At 66.8% G+C, this 24,204-nt stretch carries 22 protein-coding genes; 12 read left to right on the forward strand and 10 right to left on the reverse strand.

What is annotated here, in order from left to right; all coding sequences use genetic code 11:
* The first annotated feature begins 75 nt into the window (after positions 1 to 75).
* Both glgC and GD627_RS08160 read left to right on the forward strand, forming a co-directional pair.
* Entirely contained in the window at positions 76 to 1,320 is a 1,245-nt protein-coding gene (gene glgC / locus GD627_RS08155) for a glucose-1-phosphate adenylyltransferase (protein ID WP_152272098.1), read from the forward strand.
* 159 nt (positions 1,321 to 1,479) lie between these two features.
* A complete protein-coding gene (locus tag GD627_RS08160) occupies positions 1,480 to 2,916 on the forward strand; it encodes an SDR family oxidoreductase (protein ID WP_152272099.1) in 1,437 nt (478 codons plus the stop codon).
* Here GD627_RS08160 and GD627_RS08165 read toward each other — a convergent pair.
* Complete coding sequence (locus tag GD627_RS08165; protein WP_152272100.1) at positions 2,895 to 5,726, reverse strand: cation-translocating P-type ATPase; 2,832 nt, start codon at positions 5,724 to 5,726, stop codon at positions 2,895 to 2,897. The two genes, GD627_RS08160 and GD627_RS08165, sit on opposite strands and share 22 nt — an antisense overlap.
* Before the next feature lie 264 nt (positions 5,727 to 5,990).
* Here GD627_RS08165 and GD627_RS08170 point away from each other — a divergent pair, with 264 nt between their 5' ends.
* Positions 5,991 to 7,139, forward strand: coding sequence for a YeiH family protein (locus GD627_RS08170; protein ID WP_343032387.1), 1,149 nt, complete (start codon positions 5,991 to 5,993; stop codon positions 7,137 to 7,139).
* A 71-nt stretch (positions 7,140 to 7,210) separates the two neighbouring features.
* The gene (gene pepN, locus GD627_RS08175; protein WP_152272101.1) at positions 7,211 to 9,820 is read left to right on the forward strand and encodes an aminopeptidase N; all 2,610 of its coding nucleotides are present in this window, start codon (positions 7,211 to 7,213) and stop codon (positions 9,818 to 9,820) included.
* Between the two features lie 72 nt (positions 9,821 to 9,892).
* Here the strand turns inward: pepN and GD627_RS08180 are convergent, their stop codons facing one another.
* From GD627_RS08180 to GD627_RS08205, 6 genes are all read right to left on the reverse strand, one after another.
* On the reverse strand, positions 9,893 to 10,231 hold the full coding sequence (locus tag GD627_RS08180; protein WP_146361980.1) for a cupin domain-containing protein: 339 nt from the start codon (positions 10,229 to 10,231) through the stop codon (positions 9,893 to 9,895).
* A 60-nt stretch (positions 10,232 to 10,291) separates the two neighbouring features.
* On the reverse strand, positions 10,292 to 11,368 hold the full coding sequence (gene lplAB / locus GD627_RS08185) for a lipoate-protein ligase LplAB (protein ID WP_152272102.1): 1,077 nt from the start codon (positions 11,366 to 11,368) through the stop codon (positions 10,292 to 10,294).
* Positions 11,369 to 11,484: 116 nt separating this feature from the next.
* Entirely contained in the window at positions 11,485 to 11,742 is a 258-nt protein-coding gene (locus GD627_RS08190; protein WP_146361982.1) for a type B 50S ribosomal protein L31, read from the reverse strand.
* Between the two features lie 153 nt (positions 11,743 to 11,895).
* On the reverse strand, positions 11,896 to 12,546 hold the full coding sequence (locus GD627_RS08195) for a hypothetical protein (protein WP_152272103.1): 651 nt from the start codon (positions 12,544 to 12,546) through the stop codon (positions 11,896 to 11,898).
* A 387-nt stretch (positions 12,547 to 12,933) separates the two neighbouring features.
* A complete protein-coding gene (locus GD627_RS08200) occupies positions 12,934 to 13,737 on the reverse strand; it encodes a TrmH family RNA methyltransferase (protein WP_152272104.1) in 804 nt (267 codons plus the stop codon).
* A gap of 15 nt (positions 13,738 to 13,752) precedes the next feature.
* The gene (locus GD627_RS08205) at positions 13,753 to 14,541 is read right to left on the reverse strand and encodes an ABC transporter ATP-binding protein (protein ID WP_146361985.1); all 789 of its coding nucleotides are present in this window, start codon (positions 14,539 to 14,541) and stop codon (positions 13,753 to 13,755) included.
* Between the two features lie 140 nt (positions 14,542 to 14,681).
* On the opposite strand from GD627_RS08205, the gene serB reads away from it, so the two are divergent.
* The gene (serB, locus tag GD627_RS08210; RefSeq protein WP_152272105.1) at positions 14,682 to 15,587 is read left to right on the forward strand and encodes a phosphoserine phosphatase SerB; all 906 of its coding nucleotides are present in this window, start codon (positions 14,682 to 14,684) and stop codon (positions 15,585 to 15,587) included.
* Here serB and GD627_RS08215 read toward each other — a convergent pair.
* Both GD627_RS08215 and GD627_RS08220 read right to left on the reverse strand, forming a co-directional pair.
* Positions 15,584 to 16,360, reverse strand: a complete 777-nt coding sequence (locus tag GD627_RS08215) for an SDR family oxidoreductase (protein ID WP_152272106.1) — start codon at positions 16,358 to 16,360, stop codon at positions 15,584 to 15,586. The two genes, serB and GD627_RS08215, sit on opposite strands and share 4 nt — an antisense overlap.
* Positions 16,361 to 16,480: 120 nt before the next feature.
* Positions 16,481 to 17,209, reverse strand: coding sequence for a beta-ketoacyl-ACP reductase (locus GD627_RS08220; RefSeq protein ID WP_146361988.1), 729 nt, complete (start codon positions 17,207 to 17,209; stop codon positions 16,481 to 16,483).
* A gap of 136 nt (positions 17,210 to 17,345) precedes the next feature.
* On the opposite strand from GD627_RS08220, the gene GD627_RS08225 reads away from it, so the two are divergent.
* Genes GD627_RS08225 through GD627_RS08235 form a run of 3 tightly spaced genes read left to right on the forward strand, consistent with a single transcriptional unit; the run spans position 17,346 to position 18,908 of the window.
* Entirely contained in the window at positions 17,346 to 17,771 is a 426-nt protein-coding gene (locus tag GD627_RS08225; protein ID WP_152272107.1) for a DUF3099 domain-containing protein, read from the forward strand.
* Positions 17,772 to 17,780: 9 nt separating this feature from the next.
* Positions 17,781 to 18,035, forward strand: coding sequence for a hypothetical protein (locus GD627_RS08230; protein WP_152272108.1), 255 nt, complete (start codon positions 17,781 to 17,783; stop codon positions 18,033 to 18,035).
* Entirely contained in the window at positions 18,036 to 18,908 is an 873-nt protein-coding gene (locus GD627_RS08235; RefSeq protein ID WP_152272109.1) for an SURF1 family cytochrome oxidase biogenesis protein, read from the forward strand. It begins immediately after the preceding gene.
* Positions 18,909 to 19,019: 111 nt separating this feature from the next.
* On the opposite strand, the gene GD627_RS08240 is transcribed toward GD627_RS08235, so the two are convergent.
* The gene (locus GD627_RS08240; protein WP_152272110.1) at positions 19,020 to 20,618 is read right to left on the reverse strand and encodes an ABC-F family ATP-binding cassette domain-containing protein; all 1,599 of its coding nucleotides are present in this window, start codon (positions 20,616 to 20,618) and stop codon (positions 19,020 to 19,022) included.
* A gap of 251 nt (positions 20,619 to 20,869) precedes the next feature.
* Between GD627_RS08240 and GD627_RS08245 the strand changes: the two genes are divergently transcribed.
* Genes GD627_RS08245 through ypfJ form a run of 4 tightly spaced genes read left to right on the forward strand, consistent with a single transcriptional unit; the run spans position 20,870 to position 23,901 of the window.
* Complete coding sequence (locus GD627_RS08245) at positions 20,870 to 21,601, forward strand: biotin transporter BioY (RefSeq protein ID WP_152272111.1); 732 nt, start codon at positions 20,870 to 20,872, stop codon at positions 21,599 to 21,601.
* Positions 21,601 to 22,302, forward strand: coding sequence for an energy-coupling factor ABC transporter ATP-binding protein (locus GD627_RS08250; protein ID WP_152272112.1), 702 nt, complete (start codon positions 21,601 to 21,603; stop codon positions 22,300 to 22,302). Before GD627_RS08245 ends, GD627_RS08250 begins: the two co-directional genes overlap by 1 nt.
* Positions 22,299 to 22,952 (forward strand): energy-coupling factor transporter transmembrane component T family protein, encoded by a 654-nt coding sequence (locus tag GD627_RS08255; RefSeq protein ID WP_194266006.1) that lies wholly within the window; start codon positions 22,299 to 22,301, stop codon positions 22,950 to 22,952. The genes GD627_RS08250 and GD627_RS08255 overlap by 4 nt, the downstream gene beginning before the upstream one ends.
* A gap of 46 nt (positions 22,953 to 22,998) precedes the next feature.
* A complete protein-coding gene (gene ypfJ, locus GD627_RS08260) occupies positions 22,999 to 23,901 on the forward strand; it encodes a KPN_02809 family neutral zinc metallopeptidase (protein ID WP_152272113.1) in 903 nt (300 codons plus the stop codon).
* Positions 23,902 to 24,204: the final 303 nt, after the last annotated feature.

Raw genomic sequence — 24,204 nt, forward strand, 5'->3', positions numbered from 1 at the left:
CCAACGTAGTGCACCGGGCAACCTGTGATCTAGTGTGAAGTCAGCAGTCTTATTTTTTGGAAGAGGTTCAAGACAATGGCGCCTAAGAAGGTCCTGGCAGTAGTTCTCGCAGGCGGCGAGGGAAAACGGCTAATGCCACTCACAGCAGATCGGGCTAAACCGGCTGTTCCGTTCGCAGGGCGTTACCGCCTCATCGACTTCGCACTATCCAACCTGGTGAACTCCGGGTACCTGCAGATTGTGGTCCTGACGCAGTACAAGTCCCACAGCCTGGATCGGCATATCTCGGAGACCTGGCGGCTTTCCACCCAGCTCCAGAACTACGTGGCCTCGGTGCCCGCCCAGCAGCGAGTGGGCAAGAGCTGGTTCCTCGGCAGCGCGAACGCCATCTACCAGTCCATGAACCTGATCGACGACGCCCAGCCGGACATCGTGGTTGTCATCGGTGCGGATCACGTGTACCGCATGGACTTCTCCCAGATGGTCGAGGCGCACATCGCCTCCGGCGCGTCGGTGAGCGTAGCCGCAGTGCGGCAGCCGCTGCACCTGGCGGACCAGTTCGGCGTGATCGAAACCGATCCCCAGAACCCGGAGCGCATTGCTGCGTTTGTGGAAAAGCCGGAAACCACCCCGGGCCTGGCCGATGATCCGCACAGCTTCCTGGCCTCCATGGGCAACTACGTCTTCAACACCGATGCCCTGGTCTCGGCGCTGCAGGCGGACGCTGAACGCCTGATCACCAAGCACGACATGGGCGGGGACATCATCCCGTACTTCGTGGAACGCGGCGATGCGGCCGTCTACGACTTCACCCGGAACATCATTCCCGGCGCCACCGGCAGCGACCACCAGTACTGGCGCGACGTCGGCACCCTGGATTCCTATTACGACGCCAACATGGACCTGATCTCCCCCCTGCCGGCGTTCAATCTCTACAACCTGCAGTGGCCCATCTACACGCGGCAGAGCATCTCCCCGCCCGCCAAGTTTGTCCGCAGCGCCTCCGAGCAGGCCGGCACCGCGTTCGACTCGATCGTCTCCGACGGCACCGTCATCTCCGGCGGCAAGGTGACCCGCTCCGTGCTGGCACAGGACGTTTTCGTGGCGTCCAACGCGGAGGTGACCGATTCGGTGCTCATGGACAAGGTGCACGTGGGTGAGGGTGCAGTGGTCCGCCGGGCCATCATCGACAAGAACGTGCGCATCCCCGCCGGCGCCACCGTGGGCGTGGACCGGGAGCTGGACCGCAGCCGCGGCTTCACCATCACCGAGTCCGGGCTGACCGTGCTCAGCAAGGGCCAGCGCATCCCGGAGAACTAGACCGGGACTAAACGTTCAGCGGCAGGGGCACGGGTGTGAGATATCCCGGTGCCCCTGCCTCTGGTACCGGCGCGGGCTGGCTTCTCCGGTATCCTCGTAGAGCGCACACGGTGCGCCTGCACTGTGGATCCTCCGGTGCCGATGAGCGTAAAGGCCCACATGAGCACCCCTGAACTAAGCACGGAAGAAATCCAGACCGCCCTGAAGGTCCTGGCTTCCATCCATGTCCTGGATGAAGAAAACCCCGACTACGTCGCGGTCCGGCGGGCCACCGCCAAGATGTTCAAGTCCGTGAAGAAGCACCGGAAGAACGAAAAACGCTCGGCAGTCGCCGAGGCGGACCGCGCCGTCGTCGCCCTCACCGCCACCGGCGCCTCGGACCGTATTGACGATGAAACCCGCGGCGCGCAGCTCACCAGCGCCGCCCACGGCCCTTCCGCCGGAACCCTGCTGAAGCCCCGCAACTGCTACATCTGCAAGCAGCCCTACACCGTGGTGGATGCCTTCTACCACCAGCTCTGCCCGGAATGCGCTGCCTTCAGCCACACCAAGCGCGACGCCCGGACGGACCTGACCGGCAAGCGGGCACTGCTGACCGGCGGCCGGGCGAAGATCGGGATGTACATTGCCCTGCGGCTGCTGCGCGACGGCGCGCACACCACCATCACCACCCGGTTCCCCAAGGATGCCGCCCGCCGTTTCGCCGCCATGGAGGATTCCGGCGACTGGTTGCACCGCCTGCGCATTGTCGGCATCGACCTGCGTGATCCTGCCCAGGTGATTTCCCTGGCCGATTCCGTTGCCGAGGCCGGTCCGCTGGACATCCTGATCAACAATGCGGCGCAGACCGTGCGGCGGTCCAAAAACGCCTACCGGCCGCTGACCGACGCCGAGCTGGCGCCGCTGCCCGATGGTCCCATGCCGGAGCTGGTCACCTTCGGCCACACCTATGACGCGCACCCCACCGCGCTGGCCGGCTCGGTTGCCGCGCATCCGGTCCTGGCGGCCGACGCCGTGACCTCCCTGGCACTGACCGCCGGATCCTCGTCGCTGGCCCGGATGGAAGCCGGCACCGCGATCGACGCCGGCGGGCTGGTGCCGGACACGGCTCCGATCAACAGCTGGACGCAGGTGGTGGACCAGGTGGATCCGCTGGAAATGCTGGAAGTGCAGCTGTGCAACGTCACGGCACCGTTCCTGCTGGTCAACCGGCTCCGGCCCGCCATGGCGGCCTCTTCGGCGCGGCGGAAGTACATCGTGAATGTCTCCGCCATGGAGGGCCAGTTCTCCCGCCGCTACAAGGGGCCGGGCCATCCACACACCAACATGGCGAAGGCGTCCCTGAACATGCTCACCCGCACCAGCGCCGAGGAAATGCTGGAAACGGACGGGATCCTGATGACGGCCGTGGACACCGGCTGGATCACGGACGAGCGTCCGCATCCCACCAAGGTGCGCCTGGCGGAGGAAGGATTCCACGCCCCGCTGGACCTGGTGGACGGCGCGGCGCGTGTCTATGACCCGATTGTGATGGGCGAAACGGGTGAGGACCAGTACGGCGTCTTCCTCAAGGACTACAAGCCCTCCCCCTGGTGAGCTGCTGAGGCCCGGCTGACGCGGGCCTCACCCGTGGCGGCTGCGTTGCCCGTGTCTGCGCGGCGGCGGCGTGCGGCAAGCCGCTGCACGGCCTTGCCGAGCTCGGAAGCCACCACCACCGTGGCGCCCACCGCAATACAGAGGAACCACTGCGGGGAGGTCAGCGGCACGGTGTCGAAAATGTCCCCGAAGATGCTCAGCTGCACCACCAGGACCTGCAGCACCACCACCGCGATCAGCGACACCCAGATGGCACGGTTGGTGAAGGTCAGCAGCGTGAAGACGCTGCCGGTCTCCGAACGGACATTGAGCAGGTTGAACACCTGGTAGAACACAAACGTCGTAAACGCCATGGTGGTGGCAAACTCCGTGCTGCCGGCGCTTTCGGGGAACCACCGCGGCGCATTCACCAGCACCGTGCAGGTGCCGACCGCCATCACGATCCCCAGCACGGCCAGCACCGCAATCCGCCGCCCCGTGAGCAGGGGCTCGCCGACCGGCCGGGGCGGCCGCTTCATCACTTCCGGGTCCGTCCGGTCCACGCCGAGGGCCAGGGCCGGCGGGCCGTCCATAATGATGTTCACCCACAGAATCTGCAGTGCGGTGAAGGGTGCCCCGCCTGCAAAACCGAAGGCCGCCGCCGCCAGGAAGATCAGCACGAATCCCCAGGCCGTGGTCAGCTGGAACCGGACGAACTTCAGGATGTTGTCATAAATGCCGCGGCCCTCCCGGACGGCGGCCACGATGGTGGCGAAGTTGTCATCCGTGAGGATCATCTTCGCCGCACCCTTGGAGACGTCGGTGCCGGTGATGCCCATGGCAATGCCGATGTCCGCACGTTTCAGCGCCGGAGCGTCATTCACGCCGTCGCCGGTCATGGCCACAACATAACCGTCCGCCTGCAGTGCCTTAACGAACCGGATCTTATGCTCAGGGGAAACCCGGGCCAGCACCCCCAGATGCGGTGCTTCGTTCCGCAGCTCGCGGTCATCCATGGCATCCAGGGCCGTGCCCGCCGCCGCCCGCCCCTCGATCCCCAGGTCCCGGGCAATCGCGGACGCGGTGACCAGATGGTCACCGGTAATCATGTGCACGCTGATCCCGGCGGCCCGTGCGGAGGCGACGGCCTCGCCGGCCTCCTGCCGGGGCGGGTCCAGAATCCCGACGACGGCGTACAGCACGAGGTTCGAGGCCTCGGCGAAGAGCGCTTCCGGGCTGGAGGGCAGCTGCGCATCCAGGAGCCGCCCCGCCACCGCCATGGTCCGGAGGCCGGCGTTGGCCAGGGACTCCACATCACGGGAAATGCGGGCGCGCTCCTCCGCGTCCAGCGGCACCGGGCCGTCCGGAGTCTGCAGGAACGCGCTCCGGTCCAGGACGACGCCGGGCGCGCCCTTGACGTTGCAGGTGACGGAGGTGCCGGCGTCGTCCGAACGGTTGAAGGTGGCCATGAATTTGTAGTCGGAATCGAACGGCACTTCCGCGAGGCGCCGGTGCGTGGACCGGGCGCCGGCCACATCGATGCCGCCCTTTTCGGCCAACACCACCAGGGCCCCTTCGGTCGGATCGCCGGTGAGCCGGCCGTCCTCTACGGAGGCGTCGTTGCACAGCGCCATGGCCAGGAACGCTTCGGAGGGCATCGGGGCGGACTGTCCGTCCGGGCTGAGGATCTTCCCGTCGGTGGAATAGCCGTTCCCGGTCACCCGGAAGCGGCGGCCCGACGGCGAATACAGCCGGCGCACCGTCATTTGGTTGAGCGTGAGCGTGCCGGTCTTGTCCGTGCAGATCTGCGACGTGCTGCCCAGGGTTTCCACGGCGGCCAGCTGCTTGATGATCGCGCCGCGGGCGGCGAGCCGGGACGCACCCATGGCCAGGGTAAAGGCAACCACGGCGGTCAGGCCCTCCGGGATGGTGGCCACGGCCAGGGACACTGCGGTGAGGAACAGGTCCTCCCAGCTGTCCCCGCGCAGCAGCCCCAGCACGAAGACGACGGCGACGACGGCGAAGGCGATATAGGTCAGGACCCGGGCCAGCTGGTCGATGCTGCGCTGGAGGGTGGTTTTTTCCTCCATGGTGCTGCCCAGCAGGTGGGCGATGGTGCCGATCTGCGTGTTCATGCCGGTACCGGTCACCAGCAGGACGGCGCGGCCCCGGGTGACGTCGGTGTCCATAAACAGCAGGTTGGTACGGTCAGCGACCGGCAGCTGCGGATCGGACAGCGGGGCAAGGACCTTGTTGGTGGGCTTGGACTCGCCGGTGAGTGCCGCCTCGGCCACCTGCAGGCGCACGGCTTCAACCAGCCGCCCGTCCGCCGGCACGCTGTCCCCTGCCTCCAGGAGGACGACGTCGCCGGGCACCAGCTCAGCCCGCTCCACCGTGGCGGTGCTGCCGGAGCGCAGCACCCTGCAGTTAGCCGCCGAAGCGCTGCGCAGGGCCTCCAGGCTGTTCTCGGCCCGCTGCTCCTGCACATAGTTCAGTGCAGTGTTAAGGATGATGACCAGCAGGATCACCACCGGGGTCTCCCATTCCCGGGACACGACGGCGCTCACCACTGCGGCAATAATCAGGACAATGGTCAGCCGGTCCGAGAGCAGCCGGAGGATACGGCGCCAGGCCGGTATTTTCGGAGCTTCGGCAAGCAGATTAGGGCCGTAGCGTTCCCGGCGAGCCCGGACCTCGCCGGCGTCAAGTCCGGCGGCGGGATCGGTTCCCAGTGCCGCGGCAACCTCGGCGGCGGGGAATAACCAGGGGGATTCGATGATCTGCTGCGCCGGGGCGCCGTCAATGCCCTGGCCGTTGTTGTGCGAACTCATGTCGCTTCCCCCGGGTGGCTTGAGGATGGTGTCCCCATCGTAGCAACGCAGGGACGGCGGCCAGTATGGCGCGCACCGTTTGGCGGCACCGAACGGTGCAGCTGCCTCTGTGGAGGTGTGTCGAACAGCGCGCCGGCGGGGTGCGTCGAACATTGCGCCGGTGGGGTGCGTCGAACAGTGCGCCGGCGGGTGGTGCACGGGGCAGGCACCGCCGGTATTCCGGGGTGCTTTGGAGAAGCGTGCGGACTACGGCAGGCTGGAGACGTGCCCGCCTCCCCCGCTTCGCCCGACCCTTCTTCCTCCTCCAACACTTCATCCCCTGCGACGGCCTCCTCCGCGTCTTCCTCCACCGCCCCCTCATTCCCTGCTCCCTCCTCCACCGCGTCTTCCTCCCCCGCGCCGGCCTTTGGGGCCCGCATACGCGCTGCTGTTCCGGGTCTGCTGGCCGCCGCGGCCGCCGTCGCCTTGTCCTACCTGCTGCATCGGCTCCTGCCGGCGGTCCCCGTCCTGACCGCGGCGGTGGTCCTGGGCCTCCTGGCCGCCAACCTGCCCGGTGCTGCGGCCCGGGCAGCGGGTTCCTGGAAACCCGGGCTCGCCCTGGCCGCACGAAAGCTCCTGCGCCTCGGAATTGTCCTGCTGGGGCTGAAGGTTTCCCTGGTGGACATCGCTGACCTGGGATGGTCCGCACTGGTGCTGATTGTGGCCCTGGTGCTGGCGGCCTTCGCCGGCACCTACGGCATCTGCCGGCTGTTCCGCCTGCCCGGCGACGAGCCGGTGCTGATTGCGGCGGGGTTCTCCATCTGCGGGGTGTCCGCCATCGGGGCGATGGCAGCCGTCCGCAGGACGCGCACCGAAGACACGGTGGTACCGATTGCCCTGGTGACGCTCTGCGGCACCCTGGCCATTGCCGCGCTTCCGGCGGCCGGTGGGCTCCTGAACCTGCCGCCCGGGGTTTTCGGTTCCTGGGCCGGAGCTTCGGTACACGACGTCGGGCAGGTGGTGGCCACGGCGCAGACCGCAGGCACCGCGGCGCTGGCCGCCGCCGTCGTCGTCAAGCTGGCCCGCGTGGTGCTCCTGGCACCGATGACCGCGGCAGCCGGGCTGCTCGCCCGCCGCGCCGATGCGGCACAGGGTCCGGGAGCAGGCAAGCGGCCGCCCCTGGTTCCCCTGTTTGTCCTGGGTTTCCTTGCCCTGATCCTGGTGCGCACCTGGGGCGTGCTGCCCGAGGCAGTGCTGGACGCCGCAGCGGTACTGCAGGAGCTGCTCTTCGCGGCCGCACTGTTCGCGCTGGGTGCGGGGGTCCGGGTCCGTGCGCTCTTTGCCTCCGGCGTCCGCGCCGTCGCGGCCGCGTTGGCCTCATGGGTGCTCATCTCCGGGCTGGGGCTCGCCGTGGCTGTGCTGCTGGCCGGATAACGGCAGTGGCCCGGCGGGCCTGCTTGCGTCACGGGCAACGCCGGCTCCCGAAGAAGTGATTGAATGAACAGGTGCCTAACCAGAACCTGAGCCGTGACGAAGCCGCTCTGCGGTCCCACCTGCTGTCCGTAACCTCCTACGATGTCCAACTGGACCTGGGGAACGCCGAGGATCCCGAGGCCGCCGGCTTCCGGTCCCGCAGCACCATTACCTTCAGCTGCTCGGAGCCCGGCGCGGCAACGTTCCTGGACTTCATTCATGGCGGGGTGTCCTCCGTAGTCCTGAACGGCACCGAGCTGGATCCGGCGGAGGCCGTCGATTCCTCCCGGATCCACCTGTCAGGCCTGCAGGCGCAGAACACGGTGACCGTGGACGGTATTGCCCTGTACAGCCGCAGCGGTGAAGGCCTGCACCGGTTCCTGGATCCCGCGGACGGCCGCACCTACCTGTACACGCAGTACGAGCCCGCCGATGCGCGCCGTGTTTTCGCGGACTTTGAACAGCCGGACCTGAAAGCTGCCTTCCGCTTCACCGCGACGGCACCGAGTGGCTGGGAAGTTGCTTCCAACGGCGTTGAAACGCAGCGGACCCCGCTGGGCGACGGGACGCTCAGCCGGTGGGAATTCGCCCCCACGCAGCGCATTTCCACCTATATCACCACCGTGCTGGCCGGCCCCTACCACCGGGCCGACGACGAGTGGTCCCGCCGGCTCGCGGACGGTACGGACCTGCGGGTCCCCCTGGCCGCCTACTGCCGCACTTCGCTGGCCGAGTACTTCGACCCGGAAAACATCTTCGCTGTGACCAAGCGCGGACTGGACTACTTCCATGAGCTCTTCGACTACCCGTACCCCTTCGGGAAATACGACTCCGCCTTTGTACCCGAGTACAACCTGGGTGCCATGGAGAACCCCGGGCTGGTGACGTTCACGGAGGCATACGTCTTCCGGTCGCGGGCCACCGAGGCACAGTACGAGGCCCGGGCAAACACCATCCTGCACGAAATGGCGCACATGTGGTTCGGGGACCTGGTCACCATGAAGTGGTGGGATGACCTGTGGCTGAAGGAATCCTTCGCGGATTACATGGGCGCCCTGGCAGTGGACCGTGCCACGGAGTTCACCAATTCCTGGGTCAGCTTCGCCAACCGGCGCAAGGCCTGGGCCTACGTCCAGGACCAGCTGCCCACCACGCACCCGATTGTTGCCGATATTCCGAACCTGGAGGCGGCGAAGCAGAACTTCGACGGCATCACCTACGCCAAGGGTGCCTCCGTCCTCAAGCAGCTCGTGGCCTATGTCGGGTTTGATACCTTCATCGAAGCGGCCCGGGGATACTTCCGCGAGCATGCCTTCGGCAATACCACCCTCGCGGATCTTCTTACCGCCCTTGAGACGGCGTCCGGCCGGGACATGGCATTGTGGTCCGGCCGGTGGCTGCAGACCGCCGGCGTTCCGGTCCTGGTTCCGGAGACGGAAACCGACGACGCCGGTGCCTACACCTCCGTGGTCATCCGGCAGAACGCCCCGGATCCGGTCAGCGGAGAACAGGTTCCCCGGCCGCACCGGCTCCGCATCGGGCTCTATGATTTCGATGCCGCCGGCGCCCTGTCCCGCATCGACAGCGTGGAACTGGATGTTGCCGGTTCCCGCACCGAGGTGCCCGAACTGATCGGCAGGCAGCGTCCGACCCTGCTGCTGCTGAACGACGAGGACCTGACCTACGCCAAGATACGTTTCGACGACGTGTCGCTGGCGACGCTGCTCGAGTCGCTTCACCTTGTGGCCGATCCCCTCGCCCGGGCCATCGCCCTGTCCGCTCTGTGGAACAGCGTCCGCGACGGCATCCTGAGTGCCAAGGACTACGTGCGGCTGGTCCAGCGGGTCGCGCCGGCCGAAAGCGGTGCCGGGGTGCTGCAGGTGCTGCTGGACAATGCCCTCAGCGCCATCGAGTACTACGCCCCGGCTTCGCGGCGGGATGCCCTGCGCGAGGAGTTCTACGCCGGTATCACCGAGCAGCTGAAGGCAGCAGCCCCGGGCAGCGACCGGCAGGTCATCTGGGCACGCGCGGCAGCCGGCGCAGGGCGCCGCAGCAGCACCCATAACGAGCTGCTCCGCGGACTGCTTGACGGCAGCGCCGGCATCCAGGGCCTAACCGTGGATTCGGACCTGCGCTGGCGCCTGTGGGTGGCGTTGGCGGCCAGAGGATCCGCTACCCGTGCCGAGCTGGATGCCGAGCTGGAACGGGACACCACGGCGTCGGGACGGGTGGGCCACACCACCGCTGCCGCAGCGTTCCCCAATCCGGAGGTCAAGGCAGCAGCCTGGCAGGCAGCAGTCCATTCGGACGGCCTTTCCAACGAGCTGCTTTCGGCCACCATCCACGGTTTCAACCTGGGCAGCCACGAGCTGCTGGACGGATATGTGGAGGACTACTTTACGTCCCTCACCGAGGTCTGGGCCGGGCGCAGCATCGAGCTGGCCTCACGGGTGGTCGGCGGTCTCTATCCGGGACACCAGGATGCAGCCGAGCACCTGGCTCCGGCGGATCATCCCGTGGTGCAGAAGTCGGTGGAATGGCTGGAGCTGCACCCCGATGCTCCGGCTGCGCTGCGGCGGATCATCATTGAGCAGCAGGACCAGCTGCTTCGGTCCCTGCGCGTGCAGGCAGCGGCACTGTAAAACCCGGGCAGGCACCCGGTGCGTGGCGCCGGCTGCCTGCCGGGGTCAGTTCCGGCTCAGGCCAGGTTCTGCTCAGGCCAGCTGCGGCTTGGCCACGGTGAGGAGGATGGCCGAGTCTTCCAGCGCTTCCACGGAGTGGCGGGCCTGCGGAACAATCAGGAGATCCCCTGCGGAGCCGTCCCAGGTGTTGCCTTCCGCGGACAGGGCGACTCTGCCCTTCAGGACGAAGACGGTGGCTTCCCCCGGGTTCTCATGCTCATCCAGAACAAACCCGGCGCGGAGGGCGATCACGGTCTGCCGCAGGATGTGTTCGTGTCCGCCGTAGACGGTGGAGGCGCTGCGTCCGCTGGCGGCCTTCCGTGAGGTTTCCAGGTGTTGGCGGGCAAGGGCGGTCAGCGACTTTTTCTCCATCTGCGCAGTCTAGGCCTACGGACCGCCGCCGGGGTAGCGCGGCGGTCCCCCGCCGCGGGACTACGGTACGCGGTTAAGCCATTCCGCCGTATCGAACTTTTCGGCGACCTTCTCCTCCGCGCGGGCCAGCTCCTCGTCGCTGATTCCGGCCGTTACGGCGCCGTACCGCGTGGCGAAGGTATCCATCATGGTGGCGATGATGTCCTCGCGCGAGAGCCCGGTCTGCCGCTTGAGCGGGTCCACCCGCTTCTTGGCACTGGTGGTGCCCTTATCCGAGAGCTTCTCCTTGCCGATCCGCAGCACCTCCACCATCTTGTCCGCGTCGATGTCATAGGACATGGTCACGTGATGGAGCATCCCGCCGCTGCTGAACCGCTTCTGGGCGGCGCCGCCGATCTTGCCCTGGTCGGTGGCCATGTCATTGAGCGGGACGTACCAGGCGGAAATGCCGAGTTTCTTCAGGGACTCCATCACCCAGGCATCCAGGAAGGGATAGGAATCCGCGAAGCTCAAACCGTCCACGAGGGACTGGGGCAGGTACAGCGAGTAGGTGATGGCATTGCCGTGTTCCATGAACATGGCTCCGCCCCCGGTGATGCGCCGGACCACGGTCACTCCGTGCCGTTCGGCTCCGTCCGGGTCCACTTCGTTCTTCAGCGACTGGAAGCTGCCGATCACCACGGACGGCGTCTCCCATTCCCAGAACCGCAGCGTCGGATTGCGCTGGCCGGTGCCGACTTCCTCGGCCAGGACCTCGTCCATCGCCACGTGCATGTGCGTGGAAAGCGGGGTGGGAGGGATGATCTCCCACTGGTGGTCCCCCCAGCCGGTGGCCTTGCCCAGGGCACGGCGCACGGCGGTGGCTACAGCCTCGGGCGAGAAGCCGAAGAGCACGGCGTCGGGGGCCAGCCCGGAACGCACCGCAGCAGCGATGTCACCGAACGTCGTCTCGGAGGGCAGTCCTTCGAGGGCGGCATTGATGTCCCCGAGCGCTTCATCCGGCTCCAGGAAGAAGTCGCCGCCGAGGGAAACGCCGGCCAGCCGGCCGTCACGGACCTCCAGATCCACAACCACCAGTTTGCCGCCGGGAACTTTGTATTCACCGTGCCGGCGTCCGCCGTGTTCTGCGCTTGTCATCAAGACTCCTCTGCTGGATCCGGTGCCGGGACCGTACGGCCCCCCTTATAGGGAAAGGCCCGCCGGGCTGATGCCGGCGGACCTTTCTCCAAATACTGCTGTGTATGCCGAACTGGCTACTTCTTGGCGCCGAAGCCCTTGAAGCGGGCGTTGAAGCGCTCCACGCGGCCGGCGGAGTCCATGATGCGCTGCTTGCCCGTGTAGAACGGGTGCGATGCGGAGGAGATTTCCACCTCGATGAGCGGGTAGGTGTTTCCGTCTTCCCACTCGATCGTCTTGGAGGACGTGGCGGTGGAGGCCGTCAGGAAAGCGGTGTCGGACGCGAGATCGCGGAAGACAACCGGAGCATACTTGGGGTGGATATCAGACTTCACAGTTTTACCTTCTTTTGGTGCCTGGATTTTGCCAGGCACAGTGTGGTTGAAAGCTTTATCGGCCGTAGATTCGGCCAGCAACCAATACTAGCGCATTTAGCCATCCGGCGGGAAACAGCCCGGCGCGCGTTTTGCGGGCCGGGACAACGGGTTTCACGGCAGGGCCCGGGCACCCCACTGCGCGTTGACCGCGGTGATGGTCGAAACGATCCCCTGGTTCAACCCGGAGATTTCGATCCGGACGGGCCGGTAGTAGTCATCAAGCCAGAGCGAGAATGACCCGGCCGGAAGCACGGCGGAGGAGTCTGTTTCCTGCGGGCCTTCGGACCCGTCTGCCGTGGTGTCGAAGTTTCCGCTGATCTGCGTGCAGGCCGCCCCCTCCAGAGGCACCCCGTACCGCACGGCCACCTCCGGCGCCGGGGAGAGCAGGGCGGCGACTTTATCCGGCCGCACGGTCAACTCAGCCGCATCGGCGAGGACTGCGGCATAGGCCTCTTCGGCCGAGCCCCGCGGGTCGGCGGTGATGTCCTTGTCATTTTTCCGCAGTACGCGCTGTCCGTCACGGATATTCACCGCGATTTTCCCATCCGTGCCCCGAAGGGTCATGGCGAACCCGGGACCGGTGGCAAAGCGGATGGTGTAGGTGTCCGCGGGGAGCCAGCTGGTGTCGGTCTGCAGGGTTTGAATGCCGCCCTCCCCCGCAGCCATGGCTGCGGCCACGCAGGTCCCCGCTTCGGCACCGGACATGGGCTCCGGATCGCGGCGAAGCAGCCATTGGCAGGCGTCCTGGACGGGCTGCGGCATCCCGGTCTGTGTCCCGGTAACCCCCACGTGCGGTATTGCGGCGGCGGGGTCTGAGGCAGCCGGGGCGGAGGCAGCGGCTTCCTGGCCAGGGGATTCCAACGCCGTCGGTGTCGGCGACCCGGTGCCGGACGGTGCTGCCGGAACGGATCCGGTTCCGAGCGGTGACGCCGACGCGGAAGCCTCACGTTCCTGCACCTGTTGCGCCGTTGGCCCGCAGGCCGACACCGTCAGCAGCAGCCCGGTGCACACCGCCAGGACACTTCCTGGCCGGGTCCTTGCACGGGATTGCATGGCAGCTCCGCTGGCGTCCTCAGAGGGGTGGGGTAACGGCCATAGTCTCGCACCCGACGCGCCGCGGGGTAAGGGCAGCGGGCTTTCCTGCACCCGTTAGGGGCGACACTCCCAGAAAGCCACGGCGCTGGCGGCGGCCACGTTCAGCGAATCGACGCCGCCGCTCATCGGGATGCGCACCGCCAAGTCGACGCCGGCCAGCGTGGTGTCGGCCAATCCGTCACCCTCGGTGCCAAGGATCAGGGCCAGGCGTTCGTCGCGGCGGGCGCTGAGTTCATCCAGGGTCAGGGAATCTTCGCGCAGGGCCAGGGCAGCAGTGACGAACCCGGCGTCCCGCAGCTGCTCCAGCTGGCCGGGCCAGTCTGTCAGCCGCACCCAGGGAACCTGGAAGACGGCGCCCATGCTGACCCGGATGGCCCGGCGGTACAGGGGATCCGCACAGCGCGGGGTCACGAGGACGGCATCCACCTGCAGGGCGGCGGCCGAACGGAAAATCGCACCGATATTGGTGTGGTCGACTATGTCTTCCAGCACGGCCACGCGGCGCGAGGATGCCAGCAGCGCAGACAGCTCCAGCGGAGCGGGCCGCTCCATGGCCGCCAGGGCACCGCGGTGCAGGTGGAAACCGGTGATCTCCTCGAGCACCTCGGACGTGCCGACGAAAGCGGGCACGTCCGGGAACCTGTCCAGGATGTCCCGCAGATCATCAAGCCACTTCTCGGCCAGGAAGAAGGACCGCGGACGGTGGCCGGCGTCCACGGCGCGGCGCAGCACCTTGGAGGATTCTGCAATGTACATGCCCTCCTCCGGCTCCCGGCGCTTCCGGAGGGAGGTGTCCGTGAGGGAGGTGTAGTCCCGCACGCGCGGATCGTCGGCGGACTGCAGGTACTGGAGGTTCACCCGGGGACCTGCTGCCTAGCTGCGCCGGGCGGTGGCCGAGTACCGGCCGCCCTCGCGGCGCAGTTCCACCGGCAGGTCAAAGGCGGTGCTCAGGTGTTCTTCGGTGAAGACCTCGTCGATGGGGCCGGACGCCACCACGCCGCCGTCGCGCAGCAGCAGGGCGTGCGTAAAGCCGGTGGGGACCTCTTCGAGGTGGTGGGTCACCAGGACCATGGCCGGTGCTTCCTCGTCACGGGCCAGCTCGCCCAGACGGAAAAGCAGATCCTCGCGGCCGGAGAGGTCCAGGCCCGCGGCCGGCTCATCAAGAAGCAGCAGTTCCGGGTCCGTCATCAGGGCACGCGCAATCTGCACCCGTTTGCGCTCACCCTCGCTGAGCGAGGAGAAGCGGCGGTTCATGAAGGTGGACATGCCCCACTCGTGCAGGAGATTGAAGGCGCGGCGCTCATCAAGCTTTTCGTACTTCTCACGCCAGCGGCCCGTCATCCCGTAGGAGGCAGTGACCACCACGTTGAGGACCGTTTCGTCGTCGGGGATCTGCCCGGCGAGGGCAGCGGAGGCCAGGCCGATGCGGGGGCGGAGCTCGAAAACGTCCACGGCTCCGAGGACTTCCTCCAGGATGCCCGCTACGCCCCGGGTGGGGTGCATCCGGCCGCCGGCAATCTGCAGCAACGTGGTCTTGCCGGCGCCGTTGGGGCCCATGACCACCCAGCGCTCCCCCTCCTTGACCTGCCAGTCAACGCCGTCCAAAAGGGTTTTCCCGCCACGTACAACGCTGACACCGGCAAATTCAAGAACATCACTCATAGCACTAGACATTAGGCTAAGGAAAGGGGCATTGGCGAAACGATACGCTTTCCCGGCCACGCAGCCGCGGCTGCGAAACCCCCGTACCGAACAGGTACCCCCGCCCCGAACCGAGCCCCGAAGCGAGCAGAACGGAAGCCATGCCGAACTCCCCCGAATACAGTGTCGTCAGCTACGGGAAGGACCTGTCCGACGCCTATCTTGGCGCGGTGCAGGCCGCCGTGTCCGGGCTGGGGGCGCGGATCCTGGAACTGGAGAACGCCGCGGGGAACGGTTACACGGTGTCCAAGCTTTATGTGGAGTACGACGGCGGCCTTTCCCGGCTGCGGCGCACCGTCGCCGCGGCGTCCGCAGCCGTACCGGCAAAGCCGGGAGGGGAGCACAGCGCCGTGGTTCCGCCGTCGCTGCTGGTCCAGGCACGGAAGCTGTTGGTGCTGGACGTGGACTCGACCCTGATCCGGCAGGAGGTTATCGAACTGCTGGCGGCCCATGCGGGACGTGAAGCGGAGGTGGCCGCCGTGACCGAGGCGGCCATGCGCGGTGAACTGGATTTCGCTGCGAGCCTGCATGCCCGCGTCAAGACGCTTGCCGGGCTGCCGGCATCCGTCATTGACGAAGTAGGCGCCCGGATTGAGTTGTCCGACGGAGCCGAGCTGCTGGTGAAGGAGTTCCTCGCTGCCGGGCACGGCGTTGCGGTGGTTTCCGGCGGGTTCAGCCAGGTGCTGGATCCTTTGGCCGACCGACTGCAGCTCACTTTCCGGCGGGCGAACCTGCTGGAAATCGAGGACGGGGTGCTGACCGGTGCCGTGTCCGGGGAGGTGGTGGACCGCGCGGTCAAGGCCCGCTCACTGGCCGAATGGGCCCGGGAGCTGGAGGTGGCACCGGAGCACACCGTTGCGGTGGGCGACGGCGCCAATGATCTGGACATGCTTGCGGCGGCCGCACTGGGAGTGGCGTTCAACGCCAAACCGGCAGTGCAGGCCGCCGCGGATGCCGTGCTGAACCTGCCCGCTTTGGACGTGGTGCAGCACTTCGTGAAGCTCTAGGCGGGGTCGCCCGCCGTCTCAGCTGCCGCACCGGCGGAGAGGTAATCCGCCCCGCCCACATATTCGGTGTGCCCGGACGGCACGTCGGCTGTGGCCATGCGGGCCACCTCGGCGCCGAACTCGGCCACGGAGTACAGCCGGCCGGCTTCCTCCCGGCGGGCTTCGATGGCGCCCGGGTTTGCCCGGTCCAGCAGAGTCGCCGTCACGGTGCCTTCGATCATGTCTCCGGAGACCACCACCAGGGTGATGCCCTTCTCCTCGAGCTGCGGGAGCATGCTGCGGAGCGCATCTTCGCCGGCCCGCTTGCTGAGGGCCACCGCTTCGTATTCGGGCATGGTGGGAACGGACTTGATGAAGTGCGCCTGGTGGCTGGTGACGAAGACCACCCGCGAACCGGCCGGCATTACTTCCACGGCGGCACTGAGCATGTTGACCTGCGCGTCGCGGTTCAGCTTCAGCGCGTAGTCCTCGCCCATGCCCGTCTCCATGCCGCCGGAGGCGTTGAGCACCAGGACGTCCAGGCCGCCGAAGTTCTCCCGGGCTGCGGCGATCAGCGCTGCCGGCCCTTCGGGCACGGTCAGGTCGGCACCTATGGCGACCGCGCGGCCGCCGTCGGCCTCGATAGCCGCCACGACCTTATTGGCGCGAGGTGCCTTCTGCCGGTAGTTGACCACTACGCCGGCACCTTCGGCGGCCAGGTACTTCGCCACCTCGGCACCGATACCGCGTGATGATCCGGTGACAATCGCGGCTTTGCCGTCCAGCAGGCCCATGGGAACTCCTTTTGTAGAAAGTGTCTAAGCGTCTTGCTCTCCGAACCCATCCTGCCAGCCGGCGGCCCGCCCGGCATTTGAGGAAACCTCCAAGGAATGCCGGGCGGGCCGTTGGCGGGGCTAGTGTCCCATGCCCAGGCCGCCGTCGACCGGGATGACCGCACCGGAAATGTAGCCGGCTTCCTCTCCGGCGATCCAGCGCACCACGTTCGCCACTTCCTCGGGTTCGGCGAACCGGCCGGCAGGAATGGAAGAGAGGTAGTTCTTCTGGGTGTCCTCGGGCAGGGCGCGGGTCATGTCGGTGTTGATGAATCCGGGTGCCACAACGTTGGCCGTGATGTTGCGGGAACCGAGTTCGCGCGTGAGGGAACGGGCAATGCCGATCAGCCCCGACTTGGAGGCGGCGTAGTTGATCTGCCCGGGAGAACCGTAGAGGCCGACCACCGAGGAGATCAGCACCACGCGGCCCTTCTTCATCCGCAGCATGCCCTTGGATGCGCGCTTGACCACCCGGAAGGCTCCGGTGAGGTTGGTGTCGATCACGTCGGAAAAGTCATCTTCGCTCATCCGCAGCAGCAGCGTGTCCCGGGTGATCCCTGCGTTGGCCACGAGGACCTCGACCGGGCCGTGGGCGGCCTCCACCTCGGTGAATGCGGCGTCGACCGATGCCATATCCGTCACATCCGCCTTCACGCCCAGCATGCCGGCGGGCACCTCGCCGCTGCGGTAGGTGATGGCCACGCGGTCCCCTGCGGCCAGGAACGACTTGGCGATTGCCAGCCCGATTCCGCGGTTTCCTCCGGTGATCAGGACGCTGCGGCCGGATTCGTTCTCTGGGGTGTTCTGCATGGATGGTCCTTCTTTCAGCCAGCTGTTGGGGTTGCCTTGATCCTACGTGCGCCGGATTCAACTTCTACAACGCGGCCGCTAGTGAGAGAATGAACAAACCTGTTTGGAGGGTGATGAGGACTACCAATGGCTACTGATGGCTAAGGACACGAACCGCGGGGAGAGCATCCCTCGAATCACGGACGCGCCCAGCCCGCACACAGACGAAATGCACGGCCGCATGCTCAAATACGGGGTGTCCATGGGCATCCGCGTGGTCTGCCTGTTCCTGATGTTCTTCGTTCACGGCTGGCTGTTATGGGTGGTGATCGCCGGTGCCGTGGTGATCCCCTACTTTGCCGTCATCATCGCCAACGGCGGCTCGGATACACGCCTCATGACCGCTACCGACGCGATGATTGACCGTCCGCCGGTTACCGAGCTGGAAGCTCCGCGGGTGGCCGACGAACCGGGAGAAACCCCCGAGACCACTGTGTTGGCGGGTGAAATCGTAGACAACGACGACGACGAAACCACCGGCACCACTATGAACACCGGCACCAACAACGAAGACAAGGCCTGATTCTCCAGCATGAACCTTCTCGATTCACTCTCCGGCAACTCCGGCAACTCCGCCGACGACGCCGGCACCCCGGTGTGCTCCCGAAAGGCCTGCCGGCTCGACGCGGCCTGGCGTCTGCTGTGGAACAACCCCCGGATCCACACCCCGGAGCGGCGCAAGACCTGGTTGTCCTGCGATGAACACCGCGAGTGGCTGGAGGACTATCTGCGTACCCGAGGCCTCTGGAAGGAAACCCTTCCCTTGGGCGAAGGCGGGGCCCAGTAGATGTACCGCTTCCTGCTTTCGCCGCGCTGGGTTGGCTGGCTGGTCCTCGTCTGCATCCTGGCAGCAGCCTGCGTTGGTCTGGGCAGGTGGCAGATGGACCGCCGCGAGGCATCCCTGGCCGACAGCGCCCGGATTGAGTCCAACTACGACGCCGCACCCGTGCCCTACGACGAGGCTCAAAAGTACTTCGACGAGTACGACGAAAACGCTGAATGGCTGCCGGTGACGCTGGAGGGTACGTACGACTCCGCCGAGCAGCGCATTATCCGCAACCGCCCGCTCAAGGGACGGCCCGGCTACGAGGTCCTGTTGCCGCTGAAGCTCGACGACGGGACCAGCGTGGCGGTCAACCGCGGCTGGCTGCCCATCGGTGATGACAAAGCCGGCAGGCCGGACAGCATCCCTGCCGCGCCCGAGGGACGGGTCAGCGTGGTGGCACGGATCAAGCCGTCAGAGCCCACCCTGTCCCGCGGGGCGCCCGAAGGACAGCTGGCCTCCATCGATCTGGGCGCCTTCGCCGAACAGCTGGACTATCCGCTGCACCGGGGTTCCTATGCCCTGATGGCCAGCGAGGACCCGGGAGCCGCCGTCGTACCCGAAAGCGCACCCCGGCCGGAGGTGGACGAGGGGCTGCACCTTTCCTACGGACTGCAGTGGTACGGATTCGCGCTGATGATGTTCATTGGCCTGGGCTATGCGGCCCGGCAGGAAGCCCTTAACCGTTACTACGACGGCATTGACGATGACGACGAGGATGAGGACGACATCATTGCCGCCCACCCCGCCCCGTCCCGGCGTCGGCCGCCGCGGAAGAAGCGCGGCCCGACGGGCGAAGAGGAAGAGGACGCGATTCTGGACGCCCAGGGCTTCTAGGACCGCGTGCCCAGGACGCACTAAACGGCCCTGCTCCGATGGGAGCAGGGCCGTTTAGTTTTGAAGCAGATTCAGTTGTGACGCGGCATTCAGTTGTGCCGGCGGCTCCGGCTAGGCCAGGGTCACCAGGTCAAGGTAGTTCTCGTTCCAGTGGTCCTCGTCGCCGTCGGGCAGCAGAACCACGCGTTCCGGGTTCAGGGCTGCAACGGCGCCTTCATCGTGGCTGACCATCACCACGGCTCCCGTGTAGTTGCTCAGGGCACCCAGGATTTCCGCACGCGAGGCGGGGTCCAGGTTGTTGGTGGGTTCGTCCAGCAGCAGGACGTTGGCGGAGGAGGCCACGATGGTGGCCAGCGCCAGCCGGGTCTTCTCACCGCCGGACAGGACGCCGGCCTTCTTCTCGACGTCGTCGCCGCTGAACATGAACGAGCCCAGCACGCTGCGGACCTCGGCGTCGTCCATATCCGGAGCGGACGAGCGCATGTTTTCCAGCACCGTCCGGTTCGTGTCCAGGGTCTCGTGCTCCTGGGCATAGTAGCCCACCTTGAGGCCGTGTCCGGCAATGACCTTTCCGGTGTCCGGCTTGTCCACGCCGGCCAGCATCCGCAGCAGGGTGGTCTTACCGGCACCGTTGAGGCCCAGGATCACCACCTTCGAGCCGCGGTCGATGGCCAGGTCCACATCGGTGAAGATCTCCAGCGAGCCGTAGCTTTTGCTCAGACCCTCGGCCATCATCGGGGTCTTGCCGCAGGGGGCCGGATCCGGGAAGCGCAGGGCCGCAACGCGGTCGGTGGCGCGGACGGCGTCGAGGCCGCCCATCAGGCGGTCTACGCGCTTGAGCATGCTCTGAGCTGCGGAGGCACCGGAGGCACGCGCCTTCATCTTGTTGGCCTGGGCCAGCAGGATGCCGGCCTTCTTCTCGGTGTTGGCACGTTCGCGTTTGCGGGCGCGCTCGTCGGTCTCACGCTGGATCTTGTAGCGCTTCCAGTCCATGTTGTAGATGTCGATGGTGGCGCGGTTGGCATCCAGGCTGAAGACCTTGTTGACCGTAGCTTCGAGCAGCTCGGTATCGTGGCTGATCACGATCAGGCCGCCGGTGTGGTTCTTCAGGAACTCGCGCAGCCAGGCGATGGAATCGGCGTCGAGGTGGTTGGTGGGCTCATCGAGGAGCATGGTGTCCGCATCCGAGTACAGGATCCGGGCCAGTTCCACACGGCGGCGCTGGCCGCCGGAAAGCGTGCTCAGCGGCTGGTTCAGCAGCCGGTCCGGCAGGGCCAGGTTGGCGCAGATGGTTGCTGCCTCGGACTCCGCTGCGTAGCCGCCGGCCGAGAGGAACTCGGACTCCAGCCGGTCATAACGGTTCATGGCCTTCTGCGAGATTTTCGGATCATCGCTGGCCATTTCATCCTGGCACTTCTTGAGCTGGGCGGAGACCTTGTCCAGTCCGCGCGCGGAGAGGATGCGGTCGCGGCCGAGCTGCTCCATGTCCGGAGTGCGCGGATCCTGCGGCAGGTAGCCGATTTCACCGACGCGCTTGACCGTACCTGCGGCGGGAAGCGTTTCCCCGGCGAGGACCTTGGTCAGGGTGGTCTTGCCGGCGCCGTTGCGGCCGACCAGCCCGATTTTGTCTCCCTTGTCAACACGGAATGAAACCGCTTCCATGAGCAGCCGTGCGCCTGCACGCAGCTCGAGACCAGATACGGAAATCACTCAGTGGACCTTTCGAAGGTTTTGTCTTGCAGAAACGCTGCGCGGTGCGCGGGCCTTGAACGGTGGGAGTCCACCGAGGCGGGAAGGGTCACAATGACCGGTCATGCAGGCCTGGTTGGCCGTAACAGCCTTTCCAGTCTAGCCGCCATAGCCCATTTGTAGAAAACCTCCAATGGAATCCCGCCGCAGCGCAGCTACTGTTCGAAACGTAATCGGGTCCGGTTTTCTTCCCCCTAAGGAAAAGTGCAGCCATGAACAACACTTCGGCCGACGCGCCGCGCTCCGCCGCAGGGCCCGGCGGCACAGGCTCTCCCGATCCCCGGGTGCACTCCCGCGAGAACCTCCGGGCAGCTTCAGGGCCGGCTTCCGGGCGATCTTCGGGGCGACCTTCCCGGGGATCTTCCGGGCGCCGGCGGTGGACGTCGGCGGACCTGTCCCTGATTGCCGTGTTCGCGGCCCTGACGGCGGTTTTCTCCGTCCTTCCCGGCGTGCCGCTGGGGGCCGGCGTCCCGATCACCCTGCAGACCCTTGCGGTGATGCTCACGGGCATGCTCCTGGGGCCGTGGCGGGGAGCCGCCGCGGTGGGGCTCTTCCTCCTCGCCGGCCTGGCCGGTCTGCCGGTCTTCAGCGGGTTCAGCGGCGGCCTCGGCGTCCTTGCTGGTCCGTCGGTCGGCTATCTGCTGTCCTTCCCCGTGGCTGCCGCCGTCGCCGGGCTGCTGTCCGGACTGGTGCTGCGGCGTCCCCGGCGTGCCCGCGCCGTCCTGCTCTTTGCAGCGGCACTGGCCACGAGTTTCATTGTGGTGCATCCGGCCGGAATAGCCGGGCTGATGCTCAATGCCCATCTGTCCTTCCCCGCAGCGCTGGCTGCGGACATGGCCTTCTGGCCCGGGGATGTCATCAAGAACGTGTTCGCCTCGGTGGTGGCGGTCAGCGTGTTCAAAGCCTTCCCGTCCATGGCAACCCCGGGGCGCGGTTCCCGCTGATGCCCGCCATCCTGCTGCAGAATGTCTCCGTGCTGCCCGCCGGCGGCGCGGCCGGCGAACCGATCCTGCACCCGCTGTCGCTGGAGCTGCGTAACGCCCGCACCGCCGTCGTCGGCGCCAACGGCTCCGGCAAATCAACGCTTCTGAAACTGCTGAACGGCCTGGTCCTGCCGGACACCGGCAGCGTCAGCATCGACGGACTGGACACCGCCACGCAGGGGGCGGCCGTGCGAAGGCGCGTGGGGTTTGTCTTTACCGATCCAATCTCGCAGCTGGTCATGCCCACCGGGCGGGACGACGTCGAGCTGTCCCTGCGGGCCTCCATCCGCAACCGCGGCCAGCGCCGCGCTGCCGCCGAGGCCCGGCTCGAGGCTCTTGGGCTGCTCGCGCTGGCGGACCGCAGCATCTACGACCTTTCCGGCGGGGAACGGCAGCTGATGGCACTGGCCTCCGTACTGGCCGTTGACCCTGCCGTACTCGTAGCGGACGAGCCCAGCACCCTGCTGGATCTGCGCAACACGGCACGGCTGCGGCGGGTCTTCGCCTCGCTCCCCCAGCAGGTCATCTACACCACCCATGACCTCGATTTCGCTGCCGATGCGGACCGCGTCCTGGTGATGGACAACGGTGCGGTGGTGTTCGACGGCGGCCCCCGGGAGGGCATAGCCGCCTACCGTGCGCTGGCGCTGGGGGTGCGGTGAGACGGGCGGCCGGCTCCGCGGATCTCCTGGGTGCCTACCGTCCGGGGAACTCGTGGCTCCACGCGGCACCGCTTGGGCTGAAGGCCGGCGCACTGGTGGTCCTGTCTGCGGCCGTGCTGGTGCTGCGGTCCCCCGCGGTGGTGGCGGCCGCAGCGGTCCTCGTGCTTACTGCTTATGCAACCGCGCACCTGCTGCGCGAATCCTGGCGGCCGCTGCGGTCCATGTGGCCTGTCCTGCTGCTTCTAGGGGCGTTCCAATGGTGGGCGTCCGGGTGGGAGGCAGCATTGCTGGTTCCCGGCAACATTGCGCTCTGCGTAGCGGCTGCCCGGCTGCTGACACTGACCACTGCTCCGCAGGTGCTCATGGACGGGCTGGTGTCCCTGGCACGGCCGCTGCGGCAGCTGGGTGCGGATCCGGAGAGGTTCGGGCTGACCCTGGCGCTGATGCTGCGCAGCATTCCGTTCCTGCTGGGCTCGGCCAGGGATGTCCGGGAGTCGGCCATGGCACGCGGACTGGAGCGCAATCCCCGGGCGCTCACCGTTCCGGTGGCCATCCGGGCGCTCACCGTTCCGGTGGCCATCCGGGCGGTTGCCTATGCCCGGCAGACCGGCGATGCGCTGGCGGCGCGCGGAATCGGCGAAAGGATCTGATCCCGGCGGAACTAAGGTTGCTGACGGCAACCGATAACCTAAGGGAATGAGTTTCAATAACAACGCCCGCCTGGATTCCTCCCGGGTCAGCGACCGGCGCGGCAAAGGAAAAGGTATTGCCGTAGGCGGAGGACTGGGCGGCGGCCTGCTGCTGATCCTGTCCCTGTTCTTCGGATCGGATGTGATTGACGGGCTTGGCCTCAGCGAGGGTTCCGGCACAGCTGCAGGCCAGGCGCAATCCGAGAGTATTGACACGTGCCTGAACGGCCAGGACGCCAATGAACGGCTGGATTGCCGCATTCTGGGGACCGCCGAAAGCCTCGACAGCTTCTGGGAGCCGTATCTGGCCGATTCCGGCTTGACCTACACAGAACCTGGCGTGGTGCTCTTTACCGACCAGACCAGCACCGGCTGCGGCTCCGCCACCAGCGCCGTCGGCCCGTTCTACTGCCCTGCCGACGAGCAGACCTACTACGACACGGCGTTCTTCTCCGATCTGGTCACGAGCTACGGGTCCTCCGGAGGTCCGCTGGCGCAGGAATACGTGGTTGCGCATGAGTTTGGCCACCATATCCAGCAGATCACCGGCTCCAGTGCCGGCCGGAATGCGGATCCGCAGGGCGCCGACTCCGCTTCCGTCCGTACAGAGCTGCAGGCCGACTGCTACGCAGGCCTGTGGGCCCGCCATGCGGCCTCGCAGCCTGCTCCGGGATCGGACGAGCCTTTCCTGGCGCCGTTTACGGAAACAGACATCAGCGATGCACTTTCGGCCGCCTCTGCAGTGGGAGACGACCGGATCCAGGCGTCAGCTACGGGACAGGTGAATCCGGAAAGCTGGACCCACGGCTCCAGCGCCCAGCGCCAGTCCTGGTTCCTGGCCGGGTACAACGACGGCGGCAGCCTGGAAACGTGCGATACCTTCAGGGCTGCGGACCTGTCCCGTCCGTAGCGTGGTCCGGACGGGCCGGTCCGGCTTGTCGAATAGCCCGGATGAGCGTCCTCTGCGTCCACCCCGGGGGCTGTCCGGGTGAGGGTCCAGCAAGGACCGGCCCCTGCACCCCTTCACCTCTGGGCCCCTGGGCCCCTGGGGCAGTGTGAAGGGTGTCCGACCGGTTGAAAGGGTCTGGTCGACGATCCAAACCATTGGGCCGTCTGAGTAACTGGCAAGGTTGGGCCGGGGCCGCCGCTGAACGACTGTGTACTCCTCCAGTGGGCTGGCTGGGCCACGGGTCTTCGACTGAGCCAGCGCGAC

It is taken from the genome of Arthrobacter yangruifuii (genome assembly GCF_009192775.1).
GTDB classification, from domain to species: Bacteria; Actinomycetota; Actinomycetes; order Actinomycetales; family Micrococcaceae; genus Arthrobacter_B; species Arthrobacter_B yangruifuii.

Excerpts from the sequence above, each read along its gene's own strand:
- glgC (WP_152272098.1), top strand. The coding sequence starts at position 76 with ATGGCGCCTAAGAAGGTCCTGGCAGTAGTTCTCGCAGGCGGCGAGGGA.
- GD627_RS08160 (WP_152272099.1), top strand. The coding sequence starts at position 1,480 with ATGAGCACCCCTGAACTAAGCACGGAAGAAATCCAGACCGCCCTGAAG.
- GD627_RS08165 (WP_152272100.1), bottom strand. The coding sequence starts at position 5,726 with ATGAGTTCGCACAACAACGGCCAGGGCATTGACGGCGCCCCGGCGCAG.
- GD627_RS08180 (WP_146361980.1), bottom strand. The coding sequence starts at position 10,231 with ATGGAGAAAAAGTCGCTGACCGCCCTTGCCCGCCAACACCTGGAAACC.
- lplAB (WP_152272102.1), bottom strand. The coding sequence starts at position 11,368 with ATGACAAGCGCAGAACACGGCGGACGCCGGCACGGTGAATACAAAGTT.
- GD627_RS08195 (WP_152272103.1), bottom strand. The coding sequence starts at position 12,546 with ATGCCGCAGCCCGTCCAGGACGCCTGCCAATGGCTGCTTCGCCGCGAT.
- GD627_RS08205 (WP_146361985.1), bottom strand. The coding sequence starts at position 14,541 with ATGAGTGATGTTCTTGAATTTGCCGGTGTCAGCGTTGTACGTGGCGGG.
- serB (WP_152272105.1), top strand. The coding sequence starts at position 14,682 with ATGCCGAACTCCCCCGAATACAGTGTCGTCAGCTACGGGAAGGACCTG.
- GD627_RS08215 (WP_152272106.1), bottom strand. The coding sequence starts at position 16,360 with ATGGGCCTGCTGGACGGCAAAGCCGCGATTGTCACCGGATCATCACGC.
- GD627_RS08220 (WP_146361988.1), bottom strand. The coding sequence starts at position 17,209 with ATGCAGAACACCCCAGAGAACGAATCCGGCCGCAGCGTCCTGATCACC.
- GD627_RS08225 (WP_152272107.1), top strand. The coding sequence starts at position 17,346 with ATGGCTAAGGACACGAACCGCGGGGAGAGCATCCCTCGAATCACGGAC.
- GD627_RS08230 (WP_152272108.1), top strand. The coding sequence starts at position 17,781 with ATGAACCTTCTCGATTCACTCTCCGGCAACTCCGGCAACTCCGCCGAC.
- GD627_RS08235 (WP_152272109.1), top strand. The coding sequence starts at position 18,036 with ATGTACCGCTTCCTGCTTTCGCCGCGCTGGGTTGGCTGGCTGGTCCTC.
- GD627_RS08245 (WP_152272111.1), top strand. The coding sequence starts at position 20,870 with ATGAACAACACTTCGGCCGACGCGCCGCGCTCCGCCGCAGGGCCCGGC.
- GD627_RS08250 (WP_152272112.1), top strand. The coding sequence starts at position 21,601 with ATGCCCGCCATCCTGCTGCAGAATGTCTCCGTGCTGCCCGCCGGCGGC.
- ypfJ (WP_152272113.1), top strand. The coding sequence starts at position 22,999 with ATGAGTTTCAATAACAACGCCCGCCTGGATTCCTCCCGGGTCAGCGAC.